This window comes from Methylobacterium fujisawaense, assembly GCF_014138435.1.
Lineage (GTDB): Bacteria > Pseudomonadota > Alphaproteobacteria > Rhizobiales > Beijerinckiaceae > Methylobacterium > Methylobacterium fujisawaense.
Window position 1 is genome coordinate 165,153 of record NZ_JACJIM010000004.1, and the last position, 19,454, is coordinate 184,606.

Annotated in this window: 20 protein-coding genes and 1 tRNA gene; 11 read left to right on the top strand and 10 right to left on the bottom strand. The window is 70.3% G+C overall.

The genetic code is table 11. The features are described 5' to 3' along the window. The first annotated feature begins 38 nt into the window (after positions 1-38). Entirely contained in the window at positions 39-938 is a 900-nt protein-coding gene (locus GGQ91_RS13420) for a LysR family transcriptional regulator (protein WP_043379578.1), read from the top strand. A gap of 194 nt (positions 939-1,132) precedes the next feature. Here the strand turns inward: GGQ91_RS13420 and GGQ91_RS13425 are convergent, their stop codons facing one another. The 6 genes from GGQ91_RS13425 to GGQ91_RS13450 form a co-directional block, all read right to left on the bottom strand. After that, complete coding sequence (locus tag GGQ91_RS13425; protein ID WP_075380084.1) at positions 1,133-1,942, bottom strand: class II aldolase/adducin family protein; 810 nt, start codon at positions 1,940-1,942, stop codon at positions 1,133-1,135. Between the two features lie 515 nt (positions 1,943-2,457). Further along, entirely contained in the window at positions 2,458-3,741 is a 1,284-nt protein-coding gene (locus tag GGQ91_RS13430) for an amidase (protein ID WP_043379576.1), read from the bottom strand. Between the two features lie 65 nt (positions 3,742-3,806). Next, on the bottom strand, positions 3,807-4,586 hold the full coding sequence (locus GGQ91_RS13435) for an SDR family oxidoreductase (RefSeq protein WP_043379573.1): 780 nt from the start codon (positions 4,584-4,586) through the stop codon (positions 3,807-3,809). A 130-nt stretch (positions 4,587-4,716) separates the two neighbouring features. Further along, positions 4,717-4,854 (bottom strand): hypothetical protein, encoded by a 138-nt coding sequence (locus GGQ91_RS13440; RefSeq protein WP_164706393.1) that lies wholly within the window; start codon positions 4,852-4,854, stop codon positions 4,717-4,719. A gap of 573 nt (positions 4,855-5,427) precedes the next feature. Beyond that, positions 5,428-5,922, bottom strand: coding sequence for a hypothetical protein (locus tag GGQ91_RS13445; RefSeq protein WP_043345986.1), 495 nt, complete (start codon positions 5,920-5,922; stop codon positions 5,428-5,430). Beyond that, positions 5,919-6,428 (bottom strand): hypothetical protein, encoded by a 510-nt coding sequence (locus GGQ91_RS13450; protein ID WP_043345988.1) that lies wholly within the window; start codon positions 6,426-6,428, stop codon positions 5,919-5,921. The genes GGQ91_RS13445 and GGQ91_RS13450 overlap by 4 nt, the downstream gene beginning before the upstream one ends. A 222-nt stretch (positions 6,429-6,650) precedes the next feature. On the opposite strand from GGQ91_RS13450, the gene GGQ91_RS13455 reads away from it, so the two are divergent. Together GGQ91_RS13455 and GGQ91_RS13460 are read left to right on the top strand one after the other, a co-directional pair. Continuing rightward, the gene (locus GGQ91_RS13455; protein WP_246410692.1) at positions 6,651-7,058 is read left to right on the top strand and encodes a hypothetical protein; all 408 of its coding nucleotides are present in this window, start codon (positions 6,651-6,653) and stop codon (positions 7,056-7,058) included. A 136-nt stretch (positions 7,059-7,194) separates the two neighbouring features. Further along, on the top strand, positions 7,195-7,449 hold the full coding sequence (locus GGQ91_RS13460) for a hypothetical protein (protein ID WP_182592194.1): 255 nt from the start codon (positions 7,195-7,197) through the stop codon (positions 7,447-7,449). 302 nt (positions 7,450-7,751) lie between these two features. On the opposite strand, the gene GGQ91_RS13465 is transcribed toward GGQ91_RS13460, so the two are convergent. The 4 genes from GGQ91_RS13465 to GGQ91_RS13480 all read right to left on the bottom strand — a co-directional run bounded on the left by GGQ91_RS13465 (position 7,752) and on the right by GGQ91_RS13480 (position 9,101). Continuing rightward, positions 7,752-8,045, bottom strand: a complete 294-nt coding sequence (locus tag GGQ91_RS13465; protein ID WP_081948566.1) for a hypothetical protein — start codon at positions 8,043-8,045, stop codon at positions 7,752-7,754. A 413-nt stretch (positions 8,046-8,458) separates the two neighbouring features. Beyond that, a complete protein-coding gene (locus GGQ91_RS13470) occupies positions 8,459-8,662 on the bottom strand; it encodes a hypothetical protein (protein ID WP_182592195.1) in 204 nt (67 codons plus the stop codon). Then, positions 8,659-8,916: a hypothetical protein gene (locus tag GGQ91_RS13475; protein ID WP_182592196.1), complete on the bottom strand. Its 258-nt coding sequence runs from the start codon at positions 8,914-8,916 to the stop codon at positions 8,659-8,661. Before GGQ91_RS13475 ends, GGQ91_RS13470 begins: the two co-directional genes overlap by 4 nt. A gap of 110 nt (positions 8,917-9,026) precedes the next feature. Continuing rightward, positions 9,027-9,101 (bottom strand) — tRNA-Val (locus tag GGQ91_RS13480). 357 nt (positions 9,102-9,458) lie between these two features. Between GGQ91_RS13480 and GGQ91_RS13485 the strand changes: the two genes are divergently transcribed. The 8 genes from GGQ91_RS13485 to GGQ91_RS13520 all read left to right on the top strand — a co-directional run bounded on the left by GGQ91_RS13485 (position 9,459) and on the right by GGQ91_RS13520 (position 19,416). Then, positions 9,459-10,502, top strand: a complete 1,044-nt coding sequence (locus tag GGQ91_RS13485; protein WP_182592197.1) for a hypothetical protein — start codon at positions 9,459-9,461, stop codon at positions 10,500-10,502. A gap of 2 nt (positions 10,503-10,504) precedes the next feature. Beyond that, on the top strand, positions 10,505-12,688 hold the full coding sequence (locus GGQ91_RS13490; protein ID WP_100793955.1) for a glycosyltransferase family 2 protein: 2,184 nt from the start codon (positions 10,505-10,507) through the stop codon (positions 12,686-12,688). A gap of 167 nt (positions 12,689-12,855) precedes the next feature. Further along, complete coding sequence (locus tag GGQ91_RS13495) at positions 12,856-14,193, top strand: MFS transporter (RefSeq protein ID WP_182592198.1); 1,338 nt, start codon at positions 12,856-12,858, stop codon at positions 14,191-14,193. A 112-nt stretch (positions 14,194-14,305) separates the two neighbouring features. After that, entirely contained in the window at positions 14,306-15,517 is a 1,212-nt protein-coding gene (cyoA, locus tag GGQ91_RS13500) for a ubiquinol oxidase subunit II (RefSeq protein ID WP_182592199.1), read from the top strand. Positions 15,518-15,592: 75 nt separating this feature from the next. Next, positions 15,593-17,593 (top strand): cytochrome o ubiquinol oxidase subunit I, encoded by a 2,001-nt coding sequence (gene cyoB / locus GGQ91_RS13505; protein WP_043346007.1) that lies wholly within the window; start codon positions 15,593-15,595, stop codon positions 17,591-17,593. 4 nt (positions 17,594-17,597) lie between these two features. After that, the gene (gene cyoC, locus GGQ91_RS13510; protein ID WP_043379554.1) at positions 17,598-18,230 is read left to right on the top strand and encodes a cytochrome o ubiquinol oxidase subunit III; all 633 of its coding nucleotides are present in this window, start codon (positions 17,598-17,600) and stop codon (positions 18,228-18,230) included. Continuing rightward, a complete protein-coding gene (gene cyoD / locus GGQ91_RS13515; RefSeq protein ID WP_043379552.1) occupies positions 18,227-18,631 on the top strand; it encodes a cytochrome o ubiquinol oxidase subunit IV in 405 nt (134 codons plus the stop codon). Before cyoC ends, cyoD begins: the two co-directional genes overlap by 4 nt. A gap of 14 nt (positions 18,632-18,645) precedes the next feature. Next, positions 18,646-19,416, top strand: a complete 771-nt coding sequence (locus GGQ91_RS13520) for an SURF1 family protein (protein ID WP_182592200.1) — start codon at positions 18,646-18,648, stop codon at positions 19,414-19,416. Positions 19,417-19,454 lie beyond the last annotated feature (38 nt).

Here is a 19,454-nt window from a genome sequence, read left to right on the forward strand (position 1 = left end):
GCGGCAAAAGGGATTTGATTTTTTCCGCAGCGTTGAGAATGAACGACCAGAGCGACTTGGAGATCTTCGCCCGGGTGGTGCGAACCGGCAGCCTGACCCGGGCCGGGTCGGAGCTCGGCCTGTCGGTGGCGGTGGTCTCGAAGCGGCTGAAGCGGCTGGAGGAGCGGCTCGCTGTGCGCCTGCTGCACCGCACCACGCGGCGGCTGGCGCCGACCGATATCGGCGCGGCGTTCTTCGAGCGGATCGCCCCGATCGTCGACGCCATCGCGGAGGCCGAAAGCCTTGTCTCGCAGAACGCCACACGGGCGCGGGGAACGCTCCGGGTGACGGCGCCGAGTTCCTTCGGGCGCCTGCACATCGTCCCGCATCTGGGGGCCTTCTTCGCCCTCCACCCCGACCTCGTGCTGAACCTGGAGCTGAGCGACGATTTCGAATCCATCATCGAGCGCGGCTACGACCTCGCCATCCGGGTGGGCGCGCTGGAGAGTTCCGGACTGACGGCGGTGCGCCTCGCGCCGGTGCGGCGGGTTCTGTGCGCGCGGCCGAGCTACCTCGATGCGGCGGGGCGACCGCAGACCCTGGACGATCTGCGCGGCCATGTGTGCCTCGCCACCGAGAACCAGAACCCCTGGCGGCTCATCGGACCGGAAGGACCCTGCACGGTCACCGCGTCGGGCCCCCTGCGCACCCATTCCAACGAGGTGGTGCGCGAGGCGGTGATCGGCGGCCTCGGAATCGCGCTCCGCTCCACCTGGGACGTGCACGCGGAGCTGCGCGGCGGGCTCCTGGAGGTGGTGCTGCCCGCCTACACGGCCGCGGCCTCGGCGGGCATCTTCGCGGTCTATCCGAGCCGCGCCTTCGTGCCCGCCAAGACCCGGGCCTTCATCGCGTTCCTGAAGCAGACCTACCGGTCGAGCGGGGCCTGGACGGAGGGGTGAGGGGGGGCCGAGGGGCGACGCGTCCCCCTCCCCCGCAGAAGCGACCGACGTCACACGGCCGGCGCCGCGCGCTCCGCCTCACGAGGGAGAGGGGACAGGCACTCGTCGCTCACGACTTTGATGGCCGGCGGAATACGGGTGAAACCGCCCGCCCGGAAGCGGGGGCGCGGATCCCACCCGATCGACGTCGCGCCTCACCCCGCCGCGAAGACATCGGGATCGGTCCGCGCCAGCATCCGCTTGAACGCCGCCCATTCGTTGTCGGGCGCTCCCTGGACGACGACGCGGTCGTAGCCGGCGGCGTATTGCCCGGCGGTCTTGGTTGCGATGGCGGCGGAGGGCCGGATCACCGGCGCGCCGGCCGCCTGGATCGCCAACTGCGCCCGGCACGAGCGCTCCATGTTGTGCATCAGCCGGAACGCCTCGCCGACCGTGCGCCCGCAGGTCAGCAGGCCGTGGTTGCGCAGCACCATCACGGGCTTGTCGCCGAGATCGGCCACCAGCCGCTGCCGCTCGTCGAGATCGAGGGCGATGCCCTCATAGGCGTGGTAGGCGACGCGCCCCGTGAACTGCATCGACCACTGGTTCAGGGGCAGCAGCCCCTCCTCCTGACAGGAGACCGCGACCCCCGCCACCGTGTGGGTGTGCAGCACGCAGATCGCGTCGGCGCGGGCGGCGTGGATGGCGCTGTGGATCGTGAACCCGGCCGGATTGATGCCGAGCCCCATCGGGTCCGCGAGCACGTGGCCGTCGATATCGACGGTGACGAGGTTCTCCGGCGTCACCTCCTCGAAGCGCATCCCGTAGGGATTGATCAGGAACCGGTGCCCGTCCCCCGGCAGCCGCGCCGAGATGTGGGTGTAGATGCTGTCGTCGAGGCCCAGCCGATGGATCAGCCGGTAGGCGGCCGCCAGATCGACGCGCATCGCCCGGACCGCCTCCTGAATCCCTCCGCCGGACCCGGCGTCCCGGTCCGCGACGATCGACGGCGTGGCTGCGCTCATGCGACGGCTCCCTGCCGGTCGGCCTGATCGGGATCACCCCCGGCGCGGGCGGTCCCGGTCTCCCGGCGCGGTCGAGCCCCGGAGGACGCGGTTCGGGCCGGGATCGCCGCCAGGGTGCACGATGGGACGCCATCCGGCAATGCGCGGGACCGGGCCGGCCGGCACCGCGGCTCGAGGTGTTCGGGGCCCGCTCCTACCCACGCCCGCCGCGATGCACCGTGACGCGCCTCGGGGCGTCGGTCCGGTTCAGCCGCCGGGAAGCCGGCTTTAGCAACGTTGCGTTCGGGCTTCGCGGCGTCCCGCGTCACCCCGGCGGCGTGAGGTTTGGGCCATGCCCCCGGCGGCGCAGCGCGCGGGGCCGCGATAGTGTGTCCGGATGCGGGGGCGCTCCCGATGGACGGTGGCCGTCTTTGCGAGCGCAGCGAAGCAATCCAGGGTCGCGCCACGTCCACCGGGGTCACGCTGCCCTGGGTCGCTTCGCTGCGCTCGCGATGACGGGAGCGGCGCGGAGCGCCCTACCCCGCCAGCGCCGCCTCGATGCCGGCGCCGAGGGCCAGGAGGCGGCGGTCCTGCCCGTGGCGGGCGAGCAGCATCAGCCCCGCCGGCCGGGCGAGATCCGGCATCGGCAGCGACAGCCCGGTCAGATCGAAGAAATTGCCGAAGGCCGTGTTGCGCAGCATCAGGCGATTGGCGTTCAGGAACGCCGCGTCGTCCGCCTCCAGCGGGGCGGTGAGCGGCGCCGTGGTGGCGGTCGCCGGGAGGGCCAGCACGTCGAGGGGGGCGAGAACCCGGTCGAAGGTGGTGATCAGTTCGGCCCGCCGGCGCATCGTCCGGACGTAGCGCGCCGCCGTCGCGGTCCGGCCGGCCAGGATGCGGCGGTGGACCCGCGGGTCGTAGCGGGACGCCGCGCTGTCCAGCCAGTCGGCATGGATCGCCGCGGCCTCGATCGCCGCGATAGAGCCGTCCGGCATGGCCGCGTCCATCGCGGCGAGGAGATCGTCGATCGGGTGGTCGACGATTCGGGCGCCAGCCCGGGACAGGCAGGCCAGCGCGCGCTCGAAGGCCTCGGCCACGAGCGGCTCCGTCTCGGTGAACAGCAGGCCCCGCGGCACGCCGACGCGCAGGCCCGCGACGGGGAACGCCTCCAGCGGCACGGGCTCCGCGCCCGCCATCACGGCGTCGGCGGCCGCGCATTCCGCCACCGTCCGGGCGAGCGGACCCAGCGAATCGAGGGCGTAGGAGAGCGGGAAGGCCCCGTCCAGCGGCACGCGGCAGGCGGTCGGCTTGAAGCCCACGACGCCGTTCAGCGCGGCGGGGATCCGGACGGAGCCCCCCGTATCCGACCCGATCGCGATGTCGCTGGTCCCCTGCCCCACCGAGACCCCGGCGCCCGAGGACGAGCCCCCCGGGATGCGCGCCGGATCGGCGGCGTTGCCGGGGGTCCCGTAATGCGGGTTGAGCCCGAGCCCCGAGAAGGCGAACTCGGACATGTTGGTCTTGCCCAGGATCACCGCGCCGGCCCGGCGCAGGCGGGCGACCACCGGGGCATCGGCCCGCGCCGGCGCCGCGTCGGCCAGCAGGATCGAGCCGGCGCGCGTCGTCTCGCCCGCCACGTCGAACAGGTCCTTGATCGAGACCATCGCGCCGTCGAGGGGGCCGAGGGAGATCCCGTCCCGGCGGCGGGCGTCGGCGGCGTCCGCCGCCGCGCGGGCCTCGGCGGCGTAGAGCCGGGTGAAGACCGCCTCGTCCCCCTCCCCGATGCGGGCCAGCCGCGCCTCGACGGTCTCGCGTACGCTCATGATCCTCACCGCGCGATGTTGCGGGCCGTCGATGCAAGCGGAGGGCCCGGTCGGGCCCCCGCCCGTCAGAACGTGCCGGGATAGGCGCCGCCGTCCATCAGCAGGTTCTGGCCGGTGATGAACCCCGCCTGCCGGCTGCACAGGAACGCGCAGGCGGCGCCGAACTCGTCGGGGTGCCCGAACCGGCCGGCGGGGTTGGCGCGCGCCCGCGCCTCCAGGAACGCCTCCACGGTGGTGCCCGCCTTGGCGGCGCCGGCTGCGGCGTTGCTGCGGATCCGGTCCGTGTCGAAGGGGCCGGGCAGCAGGTTGTTGATGGTCACCCCGTGCCGCACCGTCTGCCGGGCGAGGCCGGCCACGAAGCCCGTCAGCCCCGATCGGGCGCCGTTCGACAGGCCGAGATGCTCGATCGGCGCCTTCACGGCGCCGGATGTGATGTTGACGATCCGGCCGAACTTGCGGGCGATCATCCCGTCGACGGTCGCCTGGATCAGGGCGATCGGCGCCAGCATGTTGGCGTCGAGCGCCCGGATCCAGGCGTCGCGGTCCCAGTCGCGGAAGTCGCCGGGGGGCGGCCCGCCGGCATTGTTGATCAGGATGTCGGGCTCGGGGCAGGCGGCGAGCGCCGCGGCCCGGCCGGCCTCGGTGGCGATGTCGCCCGCGACGGCGGTGACGGTGACCCCGGTCTCGCTGCGGATCTCCCCGGCGGTCCGCTCCAGGAGCTCCGCGTTGCGGGCCGTGATCGTCACCGCGACGCCCTCGCGGGCCAGCGCCAGGGCGCAGCCCCTGCCCAGTCCCTTGCTCGCCGCGCAGACGAGCGCCCGGCGCCCGCTCAAGCCGAGATCCATGGGGAGCCTCCGTGACCGGCCCTCGCCGCGAGGGCATCCGCCGCGTCATAGCCCGCCGGACGCCCCCCGCGGAAGCGATCCGGGACGGGGCCGCGGGCCTCTCAGGCGGTGTTCGGCCGGCGCCCGCCGCTCACCACGTGCGCAGGTCGCGGGCGCCGGGCCCGTCGGGACGCTCCTCCCGCTCCGGGGCGACGAACCCGGCCCACAACAGGGCCACCGCCCCGGTGAGAAGCGGAAGGGACGTGCTGAGGACGAGGCTGAGGGTCACGGCGATCCTGCCAGGCGGACGAGGTCGAGACGACGAGGTCAGGCTCTTTTGGTCCGAAAGTTGTTTTCGTGAGCTTAAGGTTGCCGGTCATATTGAAGAGGCCGCGCCAAAATCTGCATGCGCTGCACCGCTCCAGTCACCGACTGCGCGGTCGGGCCTCCCCGTCCGGGCGGAATCTGCGGCCGTGGCGCTCCGCATCGGGATGTCGCACGGCTGTTCGAGGACGGATCCGCGGAGCGACGGACCGGAGGCCGGCTCACGACTGCATCAACCCGCGCGATCCCCAGGCCGACGCGATCCCCAGGCCGGGCCGGCCACGTTCGTGCGCTCCGTCGCGGGGCGGCCTCTCCCCGAGATCACGCCCGTCGTGGATCGCGCCGGAGACGGCCTGTCGCCGCGCCTGTCCGACGCCTGCGTCCGGGATCTGCAACCGGACATCGCCGTGTCTCACGGCCGGATGGTGCCTAGGGCTGGGCGCAGCCTGCGGTCGGTGTCACGGCCCCGCCGGCAACCGCGTCGTCCGGCCGCGCCTGTCGCGCCCGCCGGGACGCCGGGGGGCCGCTGCGCGCCGGCTCACGGCTGATCCGCGGCCTCGGACAGGGCGCCGAATTCGTTGACCATGCACTCGTGCATCCGGCGCAGCCACCCCCGCGCTTCCGTTCGCTCGGCCTCGGCCCGTTCGGCCCGTTCGGCCGCCGCACGGGCCTGCGCCTCGGCCTGCTCGGCCCGCTCGAGTGCCGCCCGCAGCAGTGATTCAGCGTGGCGGGCCCGGTCCTCCGCGGCGCGGCGTGCCGTTTCGGCCGCGCGCACCGAATGCTGCGCCTCCCGGACGGACTCGCGGGCGCTCGCCTGCAGGCCGCGGACCCGCGCTGCCACGCCGCGCACGGCGGTCAGGGAGGCCGACCAGTCATCCGCCTCCGCTTCGGCCGCGGGCCCGGCCGAAGCGGCGCCGGAGAACAGGGCGACGACCCGGTCGATCGGCGCGGCGTCGCCGTCGCGAGGCCCGACCGGGTAGGTCAGGGGATGGGACTCCATCGTCTCGGCCCGCGCCCGGGCGGCGCCGCTCATGCCGCCTCCTGATCGGTGAGGTCCGAGAATTCGGACAGGATCGCCTGCTGGACGCGTTCCAGCCATTCCTCGGCCTGCCGCGCCCGGTCCTCGGCGGCGCGGACGCGGGCCTCGGCGGCCCTGGCGCGTTCCTCCGCGGCGAGGACCTGGGCCTCGGCGCGCACCTGTGCCTCGCGGGCCTGCATCTCCGCCGTCCGGGCGCGCTCGTTGGAGGCGTGGATCTCCTCACGCACCTGATCCAGCACCTGTTCGATGCGCGCCTCCCGCTCACGGGCCTGCGCCTCGATCTCGCGGGCCTGGCGGGCTGCGGCCTGGACCCGGAGGATGAGGGCGTCCCAATCCTGCGGCGAGGCCGGCGGCTTCTGAAGCTCGGCCCGTGCGTGCAGCGACGAGACGACGCGCAGGACGTTGCCGAGGTTGGTTTCGGGCCCGGCGCCGGAGTCGCGCTGGGTCTTGTCTGCGGGTCGAAACCGAGGGTCGTTCAGAAGCCTCTGCAGCTCGCTCACGGATCCTCTGCTCCCTCTCGATCCAATTCCGATCCGCCTAGACTGTTTAGAATAGTTAACAAACAATTAAATGCGCTGCTGGCCGATTGTAGAATGTTAACACGATGGGCTCCGCCGCCCCGTGGGATCCGGCCCTGGCGATCGAGGCCCCCGCCGCAGGCTCGACCGCGCGGGACGCGCCCGGCCCGGATCCGCGCGGCCGGGTGCCGTCGAACGGACCCGGTGGGCCTGCGCCCCGAGGCCGCTGCCGTGCTGCCGGATGTGACGTTTGATACCGAAATCGCGCGGGGAATGAACGCGAATACAGATCGTCGCAGGACGCGATGGCTGGTTCGTCAGGAGGTCACGATGGCCGAGGAGCGCTTGGACGAGCCCTGGAGGCCTGCCTTCAAGACCGGGCAGATCTTCTTCGGGCGCCCGCTGGAATGCTGCGATTGTCTCATCTGGGAGCTCAGGGCATCCGGTGCGATGATCGAGCTTCATCCGGAGGCGATGCCGCCGCACACCCTGCGACTGATCTCGATCGCCCTGCTCCTGAACCAGCCGTGCGAAGTCGTCGGGCGCGATGGCCGGAGGATCGAGTTGAGGTTCTCCTCGGGTTTGGACCGCCTGCTCCTGGGGGCGCGATGACGCGGGCGCCTGTCCGGCCTGCGGGCGACCCCGCTCCGCCACGGCCCGTGCTCATCCGACGCCGAAGCCTCCGCCGCAGCCTCCGCCGCGGCCATCCGGGCCCATCGTCAGCGCGATGCACCCGCGCAGGTGCGCCATGACCGCTCCGCAAGTCATCGCCACGGTCGTCTTCCTGACCTCGGTCGGATCGGCGATGGCGCTCGCCCTCATGGCAGGCGCCTCGTCCGCTCTGGACGCGGTGACGCAGACGCTTGATCGCGTGCGGCCGGACGAAACACGCAACCGGACGCGCCGCCGCCCGGACACCCCTACGGCATCGATCCCTGCCGACGGCGCGGCCGACCCCGTGGGCGCTGCGACAGGAAGCCCGGACGCTTCGCCTGCGCTCTGAGAGACCCTGTTTCGCATCGTCGGACAGGGCCGAAGGGAGACGGGAGCGCATCGCCGTGACCGTGGTCGGGATCCATCGCTCGCCCTGGAGAGCCGCCGGGTTGTTTGCGGCCGCCCCCGCGGCTTCTTCGGCCTGTGCGCGGTGCTCGTCCGCCCCACGCTGTTCCGGCGCGGTCCGATGGTGTCCGTGGGGCCGCGCGGGCTCGCTGCGCTACGCGACGCAGCTCAGCGAAACGCCGGTGGCCTGCGCGTGGCGGGTCCGCGGCCCTCGTGATCGCATGCTGCCGCACGCGCTGCGGTACGCTAACTGACCTTGTCGTCCGGTTCGGTGGGCTCCACGCTCGTACCGAGCGCTCCACCGCGCGGCAAATCCACCGGACCGTGCCCGTCCCGGTTCAATATGCCGCCGTGATCTGGATTGCGCCCGTGGTTCGGGTGCGTCGCCTGCCGCTGGGCCTGTGCCAACTCCCTGTGGGTCGGCAGCGGCCGCCAAGGAGCGGGCGCGGCCCCCAGGCGAAGGGCCGTCGGGGTGCGCGTGAAATACACCGCCAGCACCACCCATGGGACGACGAAGACAACAAATGCGGTGAGACCCATGACGACGCTCCGCGAATCTTTGCCAGCAATAGTGAGAACGCTGTCGGTCCATTGCTGATCCCGCCGGGTCGAAATCAATCTCTGTCGCACCGCAACACAGTTTTCGTTGGTGGACGCGCGATGCCGCATCGCGTCGGCTTGGCAAGATCGGAAGCGGAAACGCCGATACGCCTGACCACGCTCCGTGATTTGGCTCGCGGCGTGCGGAAGCGGGCGGTGCCGCCGCGAAGCACCCGCAAGCCGCCTGCTTGAAGTCTCCGGATCGAACGTCTGGGCCGCCTCGTCAGGCCCGCGCCGGGTGGATATCCGCCGGACAGATTTCTGGCGGCTCAACCACACAGGCCGCCATCACGCGTGGGCGAATGCCCTGACGCGGCCGAGCGCCTCGCGGCGATGGGGCCGTCGGCAGGTCGCTACCCCAGCGCGATCAGCATCCAGGTGCGAGCCTTCGCCATCAGCTCCCCGTCCCCGGCCGACGGATCGGATGCGATCACGCGGCCGATGATCTGGCGGGCGTCCGTGCCACTCATCCCGATTCCCTGCGCGAAGCCGCTCAGGCGCTGCATCAGGCGATTGGCGGTGGCTTCGCGATCCAGATCGGCCTCGCTCTCGCTCATCCGTTCACCGGGTGCGCCAGCAGGATCGCGGTCCGGACCATGGTGCGCGTCCAGGCCGGCGTGTCGGTGGTGAGCGCATCGGCCGCATGGGCGTGCGTTCGGATGGTCTCGACGAGGTCGAGGCTCCAACCCTTCGCAAGCGGGTACGCGTCGGTAGCGAGGTCGGCCGGCACCGCGTCGACCGCAGCATCGATCTCCTGATCGGTGACCTCAGCGGCTTTCCGGAATTCGGAGACGGTCGGGTCGGTGGCCACGCGAACCTGCGGCTGATGTCCGCTGAACCCGCCTCAGATTCGCCGAACCTGAGGGACCCGGTAGAAAACCGTCTTCGGTCAAAAAAACCATCCAACCTCGCTCGGTTAGATGGTGGGCGCGACAGGGATCGAACCTGTGACCCCTACCATGTCAAGGTAGTGCTCTCCCGCTGAGCTACGCGCCCGGGCCGGAGCCGTTCTTGCTCCGGTGGGCGGGGCCTATAGCGGCTGGCCGGCGAGGGCGCAAGCAGAACCTGCATGGCGGATCGGATCGATCGCGCCCGGCCCGGGCACCGGACGACCGGATCGCGACGGGGCCGGACTGCATCGGTGATGTCTGGCAAGGGTTTGCGGGCAAGGGTTTGCGGGAAAAATCTTCGGGCCGGTTCAATCGACCGGCTCGGATGCGGTTCGAGGCCGAAGCCGGCCCTGGTGCACGCCGGCGGAAAAATGCGCTATGGCCCTGCCGCTCGGCATCAGGCCGTGCCGCGACACATGGCGGACACAGGGCGCCGGCATGCCGCCGCCTCACGCTTCAGGACATGCGCTACTTCATCGACCACGATCAGGGCGTTGCGATCCGCGGCTGGATCGTGCCGGACAATCCCCTCGCCATCAGCCGGGTCGTGGTCGCGGTCGACGGACGACGCGTGGCCGAGGTCCCGGCCAGCGTCATCGACGAGGCCTTCAAGCGCAACGGGTGGCATGCCACCGGGCAATGCACCTTCGTGGTCACGGAGGCGGAGGTGCCGGGGCTGACGGAGATCCCGCGGCTCGAATTGTACGATGCCGACACCAACGTGATGGTCTATCGCCGCATGCCGCCCGAGGGGCTGGTGCGGCTGCGGACCATGCTGATCAACACCAGCATCGAGCCCGAGACCGTCCTCCAGACGGCGCTCTTCCCGCATTTCCAGCATTGCTATTTCGGCATCCATAAGCTGCCGGACGAGATTCTCACCTGCGTCCTGACCGGCCCGGCCGCCCCGTCGGCCTTCCTGTCCGGCGCCGTGACCGTCCCGCGCTACGAGAACTTCCTGACGCCGGACCTGATGATCACCGCCATCCTGCTGCAGGAGCCGCAGATCGAGATGGCGACCCGGATGCGCTGGCTGAAGGCTCGGGCCGGGGATGCCGCCGATCCCGCACGCAGCTGGCGCCTGGGCCCGCTCGCCGAGGCCGCCGCCTTCGCGGAGGGGTACGACTTCTCCGACGTGAAGAGCCTCAAGCGCTTCTTCCGCATGCTGCCCGAACCCGCCTACCGGCTGCTCTACAATCCGCTGACCCGCCAACTCGGGACCCGCATGCCGGACGACCGGCTGCATCCGGGCAACTCCATCGCGGCGATCGAGATTCTCGCCCGCGTCGGGATCGTCGGGCACAAATCCCGGTTCCCCGCCTTCGCATCGACGCTGTTCGACCGCCTGGGGATCGCCAAGCCGATCCCGGCCCTGCCCCCGGTGCCGGCCGAGACGATGGCGCTCGCCGAGCGCCTGAAGGCCGTCAAGGCGGTGGAAGACATGATCGTCTTCGATGTCGCCATGTCGGATGCCGTGAAGGCCTCGGTCGACAAGAGCTGGAGTTGAGGGTGCCTGCGTCCGGGGCGGAGGTGCCCGAATTCCAGCCCCTGCCGGCGCAGCTCACGGGGCTCTGGCGCAAGCGGCGCGACCTCGCGGCGCGGGCGGCCTCGGACGGCCTGCGCGTCGCCCTCCCGGGCCTCGCGGGCCGCTGGGTCGAGATCGTCCTGTCCAACGACCCGGCCGAGGGCCGCGACACCCTCCCGGACATCAGCTTCGTCGGACCGGACGGACGCCCGGGCACGGTGCTGCCCCAGGAGGCCCGGGGCGGGGGCGCCTTCGCGTGGATCGGCCGCCTGCCCGAGGACGTCGTCGCGTTGCGCGTCGCCGATCCGGCGGGACGGGTCCCGGTCCGGCTGCGTCGGATCGCCGTGCATCGTCTCGCCCGGCCAATCCTGGCCGCGCGCGGTCTCCTGCGCGATCCCGGCCTGACCGCCCAGGCGCTCGCCTGGCGGATCCTCGGCAAGAAGGTGCGCGCCCGTGGCTTCCTCGGCCGGGCGCTGCGCCACCGGCGCGTCAGCGGCTACGAGGCGTGGCTCGGAACCCACAGCCTGCGCCGTGCGGAGCGGGACGGGATCGCCGCCGAGATCGCCGCCTGGACCGATCCGCCGCTGATCTCCGTGCTGATGCCGGTCCACAATCCCGACCCGAAGGTGCTGCGGGCGGCCCTGGCGTCGCTGCGCGCGCAGCTCTATCCCCACTGGGAATTGTGCGCCGTCGACGACGCCTCCACGCGCCCCGAGATCCCGCGGATCCTGAGCCGTGCGGCCGAGGCCGACCCGCGCATCCGCGTCCTCACCCGGCCGGAGAACGGCCACATCGCCCGGGCGACCAACGACGCGCTGGGCATGGCCCGGGGCGCGGTCTGCGCCTTCATGGACCACGACGACGCGCTCACCGAGGACGCCCTCTACGAGGTCGCCCGGGCGCTGCGCCGCGATCCGGACCTCGTGCTGATCTACAGCGACGAGGACAAGATCGACGGGCGCGGCCGCCGGTTCGACCCGCATTTCAAGGCGTGCTTCGACCGCGAGCTGCTCTACGCCCAGAACTACATCAACCATCTCACGGTCGTGCGCACCGAGGCGCTGCGCGCCGTCGGCGGCCTGCGTCCGGGCTTCGAGGGCAGCCAGGACCACGACCTGCTGCTGCGACTCACCGACGGGCTCGATCCCGGCCGCATCCGCCACATCCCGCGGGTGCTCTATCACTGGCGCGCCGCGCAGGGCTCCGGCACCTTCTCCGACCGGTCCCTCGCCCGGGCGGAGGCCGCGCGCCTGCGCGCCCTGGAGGAGGTCGTGGCCCCCTGGGGCGGCCGGGCGGAGCGCGGTCCCGGGGGCTTCAACCGCCTGATCCGGCCGCTGCCGGCGCCGCCGCCGCGGGTCTCCGCGATCATCCCGACCCGGGACCGGGCCGAGATCCTGTCGGTGACCCTCGACGGCTTGCTCGGCGCGACCGACTACCCCGACATCGAGGTGATCATCGTCGACAACGACAGCCGCGAGCCCGAGACCGCCGCCCTGTTCGCCCGCTACCGGGACGATCCGCGGGTGCGCGTCGTGCCGGTAGCGGGCGCCTTCAACTTCTCGGACCTGTCGAACCGCGGCGCCGCCGCGGCCACCGGCCCGGTGCTCCTGTTCCTCAACAACGACATCGAGGTGCTCGAGCCCGGCTGGCTCGCCGAGCTGGTCCGCCACGCGGTGCGGCCGGAGATCGGGGCCGTCGGGGCGAAGCTCCTCTATCCGGACCACACGATCCAGCACGGCGGCATCGTCCTCGGGATCGGCGGCGTCGCGGGCCACAGCCATCTCGGCGTCGCGGACGCGGATCCGGGCTATTTCTGCCGCATGGTCATCGCCCACGAGGTCTCGGCGGTCACCGGCGCGTGCCTCGCCATGCGGGCCGATGTCTTCGCGGCGGTCGGAGGCTTCGACGCCGAGGCCCTGAAGGTCGCCTTCAACGACGTCGATCTCTGCCTGAAGATCCGCCGGGCCGGCTACCGGATCGTCTGGACGCCCTTCGCCAGATTGATTCACCACGAGTCGAAGAGCCGCGGGGCCGAGGACACGCCCGAGAAGCGGAAGCGCTTCGAGGGCGAGGTGCTGACCATGCTGGACCGCTGGGGTCCCGAGCTGCGCGCCGACCCCTATTACAACATCAACCTGTCACGGAATTCGGCGCATTACCGGGTGTGAGCGGTCCACGCCCCGTGGCGCCGCCGATGGCCGCGACCACCGGTGCTATGCATGCGTCAGTGGGTGAACTTGCGTCCGGAGCCGGTTGCGATACCTCTGGACATGCCGCATGAGGCGGTTCCGGCCAAGGCGACCCCATAGGCGCGCGGCGAGGGCGGCAGCCAACAATGAGTTCGAATACCCCAATGGCCTCGGCCACGATCCTGGAGCGCGACGCCCAGCAGGCGATGGGAGACCACAAGGTCCATCCCAACGAGATCGCCATCGGTGTGGTGATCGGACGCGCGTCCGAATACTTCGACTTCTTCGTCTTCGGCATCGCCTGCGTGCTGGTCTTCCCGAAGGTGTTCTTCCCCTTCGTCGACCCGCTGAAGGGCACGCTCTACGCCTTCTCGATCTTCGCCCTCGCCTTCATCGCCCGGCCGCTCGGCACGGTGCTGTTCATGGCGATCGACCGGCGCCACGGGCGCAGCGTCAAGCTCACCACGGCCCTGTTCCTGCTGGGCGGCTCGACGGCGGCGGTGAGCTTCCTGCCGCGCTACGACAGCATCGGCATCGCGTCGGTCTACATCCTGGCCGGCCTGCGGATCCTGCAGGGCCTCGCGCTGGGCGGCGCCTGGGACGGCCTCGCCTCGCTGCTCGCCATGAACGCCCCGCGGGAGCGCCGCGGCTGGTACGCGATGATCCCGCAGCTCGGTGCGCCGCTGGGCTTCATGGTGGCCAGCGCCCTGTTCGCGTTCTTCATCGTCAACCTCGACGAGGCGGACTTCATCGACTGGGGCTGGCGCTTCCCGTTCTACTGCGCCTTCACCATCAACGTGGTCGCCCTGTTCGCCCGGCTGCGCCTCGTCGCCACCGAGGAATTCGCCCGGATGATGGACCTCGACCGGCTGCGTCCGGTCCCGGCCCTCGAGCTGTTCCGCCACCATGCGGGCGACGTGATCCGCGGCGCCTTCGTGCCGCTCGCGGCCTTCGCGCTGTTCCACCTCGTGACGATCTTCCCGATCGCGTGGCTGGCGCTGAACAGCACCACCCGCTCGCCCGGCGAGTTCCTGATCGTGCAGTTCTCCGGGGCCATCGTCTGCGCCGGCGCGGTCGCCGCCTCCGGTCTGATCGCCGACCAGATCGGCCGCCGCAACGCCCTGATCATGAGCGCCTCGCTGATCGGCTTCTTCGCCATCGGCAGCATCATCGCGCCGCTCCTGTTCGGCGAGAGCGCCATCGGCCAGACGATCTACGTCACGATCGGCTTCATGCTGCTCGGGCTCGCCTATGGCCAGACCGCGGGCGCCGTGACGGCCCGGCTGGGCAACCGCTACCGCTACACCGGCGCCGCGCTCACCTCCGACTTCGCGTGGCTGATCGGGGCCGGCTTCGCGCCGCTCGTGGCCCTGTTCCTGTCGCAGCGCTACGGCTTGGCGATGATCGGCGTCTACCTCCTCTCCGGCGCGGTCTGCAGCCTCGTGGCCTTGTTCACCGACCGGTCGGAACTGCGCCAGATGTAGTCGGCGGGCGGCGGCGCAGGCCGCCCGATCCGCCCATCGCTGACAGGAACGCCGCCTCGCGCGGCACGGCAGAAGCGCCGCGCAAGCGGCCTGGGATGACGAGACGCGTGCTGTGACCTCTACGACCCATCGACCGGACAGGACCGACACCGCGACCCGCCGAGGCGACCGCGGGCGGCGCCTCCTGCCGCTCCTGACCCTGCCGCTCCTGACCCTGCTCGGCGGCTGCAACTTCGTGGTCATGCAGCCGGCCGGCTACGTGGCCGAGCAGCAGCGCAACCTCGTGCTGGCGGCGACCGGGCTGATGCTCCTGATTATCGTCCCGGTGATCGCCTTCACGCTGATCTTCGCGTGGCGCTACCGCGCCACGAACGAGGACGCGGTCTACGATCCCGAGTGGCACCACTCGACGCAGCTCGAGGTGCTGATCTGGACGGCGCCGCTGATGATCATCATCGCGCTGGGTGCCCTGACCTGGATCGGGACACACACCCTCGATCCGTTCCGGCCGCTCAGCAAGATCGACACGAAGCGCGACGTCCCGGCCGGCACGGTGCCGCTGGAGGTCGAGGCGGTGGCCATGGATTGGAAGTGGCTGTTCCTCTACCCGCAATACGGGATCGCCACGGTCAACGAGCTGGCCGCGCCGGTGGACCGGCCGATCCGCTTCAAGATCACCGCCACCGACGTGATGAACACGTTCTACGTGCCGACCCTCGCCGGCATGGTCTACGCCATGCCGGGCATGCAGACCCAGCTCCACGCGGTGATCAACCGGGAGGGCGCCTGGGAGGGCCGCTCGGCGCATTACAGCGGCGCCGGCTTCTCGAACATGTTCTTCAAGTTCCACGGCCTGGCCAACGACAAGTTCGACCAGTGGATCGCCAAGGCCAAGGCCGAGGGCGGCGAGCTCACCCAGGAGGCCTACCTGAAGCTCGAGGAGCCGAGCGAGGCCGAACCGGCGCGGTTCTACAAGTCCTACATGAAGGGCCTCTACGACCGGATCATCGGCATGTGCCCCCGGCCCGATCAGATGTGCGTCGGCGAGATGGTGAAGATCGACGCGCAGGGCGGCGCCTCCGGCGCGGAGGCGGAAGAGAACTACAAGCGGCTCCGGTACGACAACCGCCTCGCCGAGCGCGGGATCGAGGGCCCCGGCGCCACGTCGCCGGCCTCGGAGACCGGCCCGCACGGCCAGACGCAGCCCCAGGGCATGAAGCCGCGGCCCGATATGGGCAACCCGGACGTCCGGAGCCAGAAGGCGCCGGACAGCCAGGGCCAGAGCGAGGGCGAGCAGATCGCGCCCAAGCAGCTGAACCAATGATTCCGCGCGTGATGCCAGCGGAACCCACACACAAGACCGGCGGTCGCCGTCGAACCCACTGAACGGGCCGATCCCATGTTCGCAAACCTGGACCTACAGCAGCTGCTCGTCGGACGATTTACGATCGAGCAGATCCCCTATCACGAGCCGATCCTGCAGGGGACCTTCGCCGGCGTGGCCGTGGTCGGCCTCGCCGTGCTCGGGGTCATCACCTATTACCGCTTCTGGGGGCCGATGTGGCGTGACTGGATCACGTCGATCGACCACAAGAAGATCGGCATCATGTACTGCATCTTCGCGGGCGTGATGCTGCTGCGCGGCTTCGCCGACGCGATCCTGATGCGCTCGCAGCAGGCGGTCGCCTTCGGTGACCAGCAGGGCTTCCTGCCGCCGCACCACTACGACCAGATCTTCACCGCCCACGGCATGATCATGATCTTCTTCGTGGCGATGCCGTTCGTCACGGGGCTCATGAACTTCGCGGTGCCGCTGCAGATCGGCGCCCGCGACGTGGCCTTCCCGTTCCTGAACAACTTCAGCTTCTGGATGACGGTGGCCGGCGGCATGCTGGTGATGGTCTCGCTGTTCGTCGGCGAGTTCTCCCGCGCCACCTGGCTCGCCTACCCGCCGCTCTCCGGCGCCGCGATGAGCCCCGGCGTCGGCGTCGACTACTACATCTGGGCGCTGCAGATCGCCGGCATCGGGACGTTGCTCTCGGGCATCAACCTGATCGCCACCATCGTGAAGATGCGGGCGCCCGGCATGACCATGATGAAGCTGCCGATCTTCGTCTGGTCGTCGCTGTGCACCAACATCCTGATCGTGGCCGCCTTCCCGATCCTCACGGCCGTTCTCGCGATGCTGTCGCTCGACCGCTACATCGGCACGCATTTCTTCACGAACGACCTCGGCGGCAACGCCATGCTGTACTTCAACCTGATCTGGATCTGGGGTCACCCGGAGGTCTACATCCTGATCCTGCCGGCCTTCGGCGTGTTCTCGGAGATCACCTCGACCTTCTGCGGCAAGCGCCTGTTCGGCTACACCTCGATGGTCTACGCGCTGGTGGTGATCACCATCCTCGCCTACCTCGTGTGGCTGCACCACTTCTTCACGATGGGCTCGGGCGCGGACGTGAACTCGTTCTTCGGGATCACGACCATGATCATCTCGATCCCGACGGGCGCGAAGATCTTCAACTGGATGTTCACGATGTACCGCGGCCGGATCCGGTTCGAGGTGCCGATGATGTGGGTGGTGGCGTTCATCGTCACCTTCGTGATCGGCGGCATGACCGGCGTCCTCCTGGCGGTGCCCCCGGCCGACTTCGTCCTGCACAACTCGCTGTTCCTGATCGCGCACTTCCACAACGTGATCATCGGCGGCGTGCTGTTCGGCATGTTCGCCGGCGTGACCTTCTGGTTCCCCAAGGCCTTCGGCTTCAAGCTCGACGACTTCTGGGGGAAGGTCGCCCTCGGGTTCTGGGTGACCGGGTTCTACGTCGCCTTCATGCCGCTCTACGTGCTCGGCCTGATGGGCGTGACCCGGCGCATGCAGCACTTCGACGACCCGTCGCTGCAGATCTGGTTCGTCATCGCCGCCATCGGCGCGGCGCTCATCGCCTGCGGCATCGCCTCGCAGATCATCATGTTCGTGGTTTCGATCCGGAACCGCGACAAGCTGCGCGACCTCAGCGGCGATCCGTGGGGCGGCCGGACCCTCGAATGGTCCACCTCTTCGCCGCCGCCGGACTACAACTTCGCCTTCACGCCGGTGGTCCACGATTCCGATGCGTGGTGGGACATGAAGAACCGCGGCTTCGACCGTCCCCTCAAGGGCTACAAGCCGATCCACATGCCCAAGAACACCGCGACCGGCGCGATCCTGGCGGGGCTGAACTTCGCCTTCGGCCTGGCCATGGTCTGGTACGTCTGGTGGCTGGCGGCGCTCACCTTCGTGGCGATCTTCGTCGTCGCGATTGCCCACACCTTCAATTACAATCGCGACTACTACATTCCCGCCGACGTCGTCAGTCGGACGGAAGGTCAGCGGACGCGCGAACTGGAGATGGCGTGATCCGATGATGCACGCGGAGACTGCACCCCCCGGCGCCGCGGCGCCGGTCTTCTACCAGACCGACGAGGAGGGCCATCATTCCGAGGGCTCGACCATGCTCGGGTTCTGGCTCTACCTAATGAGCGACTGCCTCATCTTCGCGACCCTGTTCGCGACCTACGGGGTGCTCGGGCGCAGCTTCGCGGCCGGCCCCACCCCGAAGGAGCTGTTCGACCTGCCCGGCATCGCGGTGAACACCGCCATGCTGCTGTTCTCGTCCATCACCTACGGCTTCGCCATGCTGGAGATGGACCGGGACCGGGTGAAGCAGACGCAGATCTGGCTCGCCATCACGGGCCTGTTCGGCGTGGCCTTCGTGGCCCTGGAGATCCGGGAATTCGTCCACCTGTTCCACGAGGGCGCGCCGCCCTGGCGCAGCGCGTTCCTGTCGTCGTTCTACACCCTGGTCGGGACCCACGGCCTGCACGTCTCCATGGGCATCCTGTGGCTCGTCGTGCTGATGGTGCAGGTCAGCAAGCGCGGCCTGATCGTCGAGAACAAGCGCCGGCTGATGTGCCTGTCGATGTTCTGGCACTTCCTCGACCTGATCTGGATCGGCGTCTTCACCGTCGTCTACCTTATGGGAGTGCTCGAATGAGCGCCGACGCACACCGCCTCACCGGCCACGGCCAGGACACGCACGATGCGCACGCCCACAGCGAGGGCGGGCACGGCAGCTTCCAGAGCTACATGACGGGCTTCGTCCTGTCGGTGATCCTGACGGTGATCCCGTTCTGGCTGGTGATGGGCAACGTCCTCGACAACAGCCTCGTCACCACCCTGGTCATCCTGGCGCTCGGCGGCGTCCAGATGGTCGTGCACGTCATCTACTTCCTGCACATGAGCACGAAGTCGGAGGGCGGCTGGACCTTCATGGCGCTGATCTTCACCATCACGCTGGTGGTGATCATGCTCGCCGGCTCGGTGTGGGTCATGTACCACCTCAACCACAACATGATGCCGATGGATGCCCACGACGTCATGAACAACGCCCGCTGAGCGCGCGTCCGCAGATGAGACCCGCGGGGTCGGCGGGGGGCTTGAGCCCCTCCCCGGCCCCGATTGCGTTGTGGCGGCGCGTCGTGTTCGGCGTCGGCGCGGGCCTCGTCTTCATCGTCCTGCTCGGGCTCGGCACGTGGCAGGTGGAGCGGCGGGCCTGGAAGCTCGACCTGATCGCCCGGGTCGATGCCCGGGTCCATGCCCCGCCGGTGCCGGCCCCCGACTTCGCCGCATGGCCGCGCGTCGGCCCCGACGACGCCTACCGGCACGTCCGGCTCGCGGGCACCTTCCTGCACGATCGCGAGACCCTGGTTCAGGCCGTCACCGAGCGCGGCGGCGGATTCTGGGTGCTGACGCCCCTGCGGCGTCCGGACGGCAGCCTCGTGCTGGTCAATCGCGGCTTCGTGCCCGGCGACCGGCGGGATCCGGCGACCCGGGCGGCCGGGCAGGTCGCGGGGGAGACCACGGTGACCGGCCTCCTGCGGCTGACCGAGCCCGGGGGCGCGTTCCTGCGCTCGAACGATCCCAAGGACGACCGCTGGTATTCCCGCGACGTGGCCGCCATCGCGGCGGCGCGCGGCCTGACCGACGTCGCCCCCTACTTCGTGGATGCGGACGCGACGCCCAATCCCGGCGGGCTGCCGGTGGGCGGCCTGACGGTGATCGCCTTCCCCAACAACCACCTCGTCTACGCGATCACGTGGTACGGGATGGCGCTGATGCTGGCGGCCGCGGTTGTCTACGTCCTGCGGGGCGGACGCGGTCCTGGACCTGCGGGGGAGTAGCCCGCGTCAAGCGCGTGTCTATAATGGCGTGACAAACG

Bases quoted from the DNA above. Each gene is read 5' to 3' on its own strand.
- cyoC (WP_043379554.1), top strand. From the start codon at position 17,598: ATGATGCACGCGGAGACTGCACCCCCCGGCGCCGCGGCGCCGGTCTTC.
- GGQ91_RS13445 (WP_043345986.1), bottom strand. From the start codon at position 5,922: ATGAGCGGCGCCGCCCGGGCGCGGGCCGAGACGATGGAGTCCCATCCC.
- GGQ91_RS13495 (WP_182592198.1), top strand. From the start codon at position 12,856: ATGAGTTCGAATACCCCAATGGCCTCGGCCACGATCCTGGAGCGCGAC.
- cyoD (WP_043379552.1), top strand. From the start codon at position 18,227: ATGAGCGCCGACGCACACCGCCTCACCGGCCACGGCCAGGACACGCAC.
- GGQ91_RS13425 (WP_075380084.1), bottom strand. From the start codon at position 1,942: ATGAGCGCAGCCACGCCGTCGATCGTCGCGGACCGGGACGCCGGGTCC.
- cyoB (WP_043346007.1), top strand. From the start codon at position 15,593: ATGTTCGCAAACCTGGACCTACAGCAGCTGCTCGTCGGACGATTTACG.
- GGQ91_RS13465 (WP_081948566.1), bottom strand. From the start codon at position 8,045: ATGGGTCTCACCGCATTTGTTGTCTTCGTCGTCCCATGGGTGGTGCTG.
- GGQ91_RS13485 (WP_182592197.1), top strand. From the start codon at position 9,459: ATGCGCTACTTCATCGACCACGATCAGGGCGTTGCGATCCGCGGCTGG.
- GGQ91_RS13435 (WP_043379573.1), bottom strand. From the start codon at position 4,586: ATGGATCTCGGCTTGAGCGGGCGCCGGGCGCTCGTCTGCGCGGCGAGC.
- GGQ91_RS13430 (WP_043379576.1), bottom strand. From the start codon at position 3,741: ATGAGCGTACGCGAGACCGTCGAGGCGCGGCTGGCCCGCATCGGGGAG.
- GGQ91_RS13470 (WP_182592195.1), bottom strand. From the start codon at position 8,662: ATGAGCGAGAGCGAGGCCGATCTGGATCGCGAAGCCACCGCCAATCGC.
- GGQ91_RS13460 (WP_182592194.1), top strand. From the start codon at position 7,195: ATGACCGCTCCGCAAGTCATCGCCACGGTCGTCTTCCTGACCTCGGTC.
- GGQ91_RS13420 (WP_043379578.1), top strand. From the start codon at position 39: ATGAACGACCAGAGCGACTTGGAGATCTTCGCCCGGGTGGTGCGAACC.
- GGQ91_RS13520 (WP_182592200.1), top strand. From the start codon at position 18,646: ATGAGACCCGCGGGGTCGGCGGGGGGCTTGAGCCCCTCCCCGGCCCCG.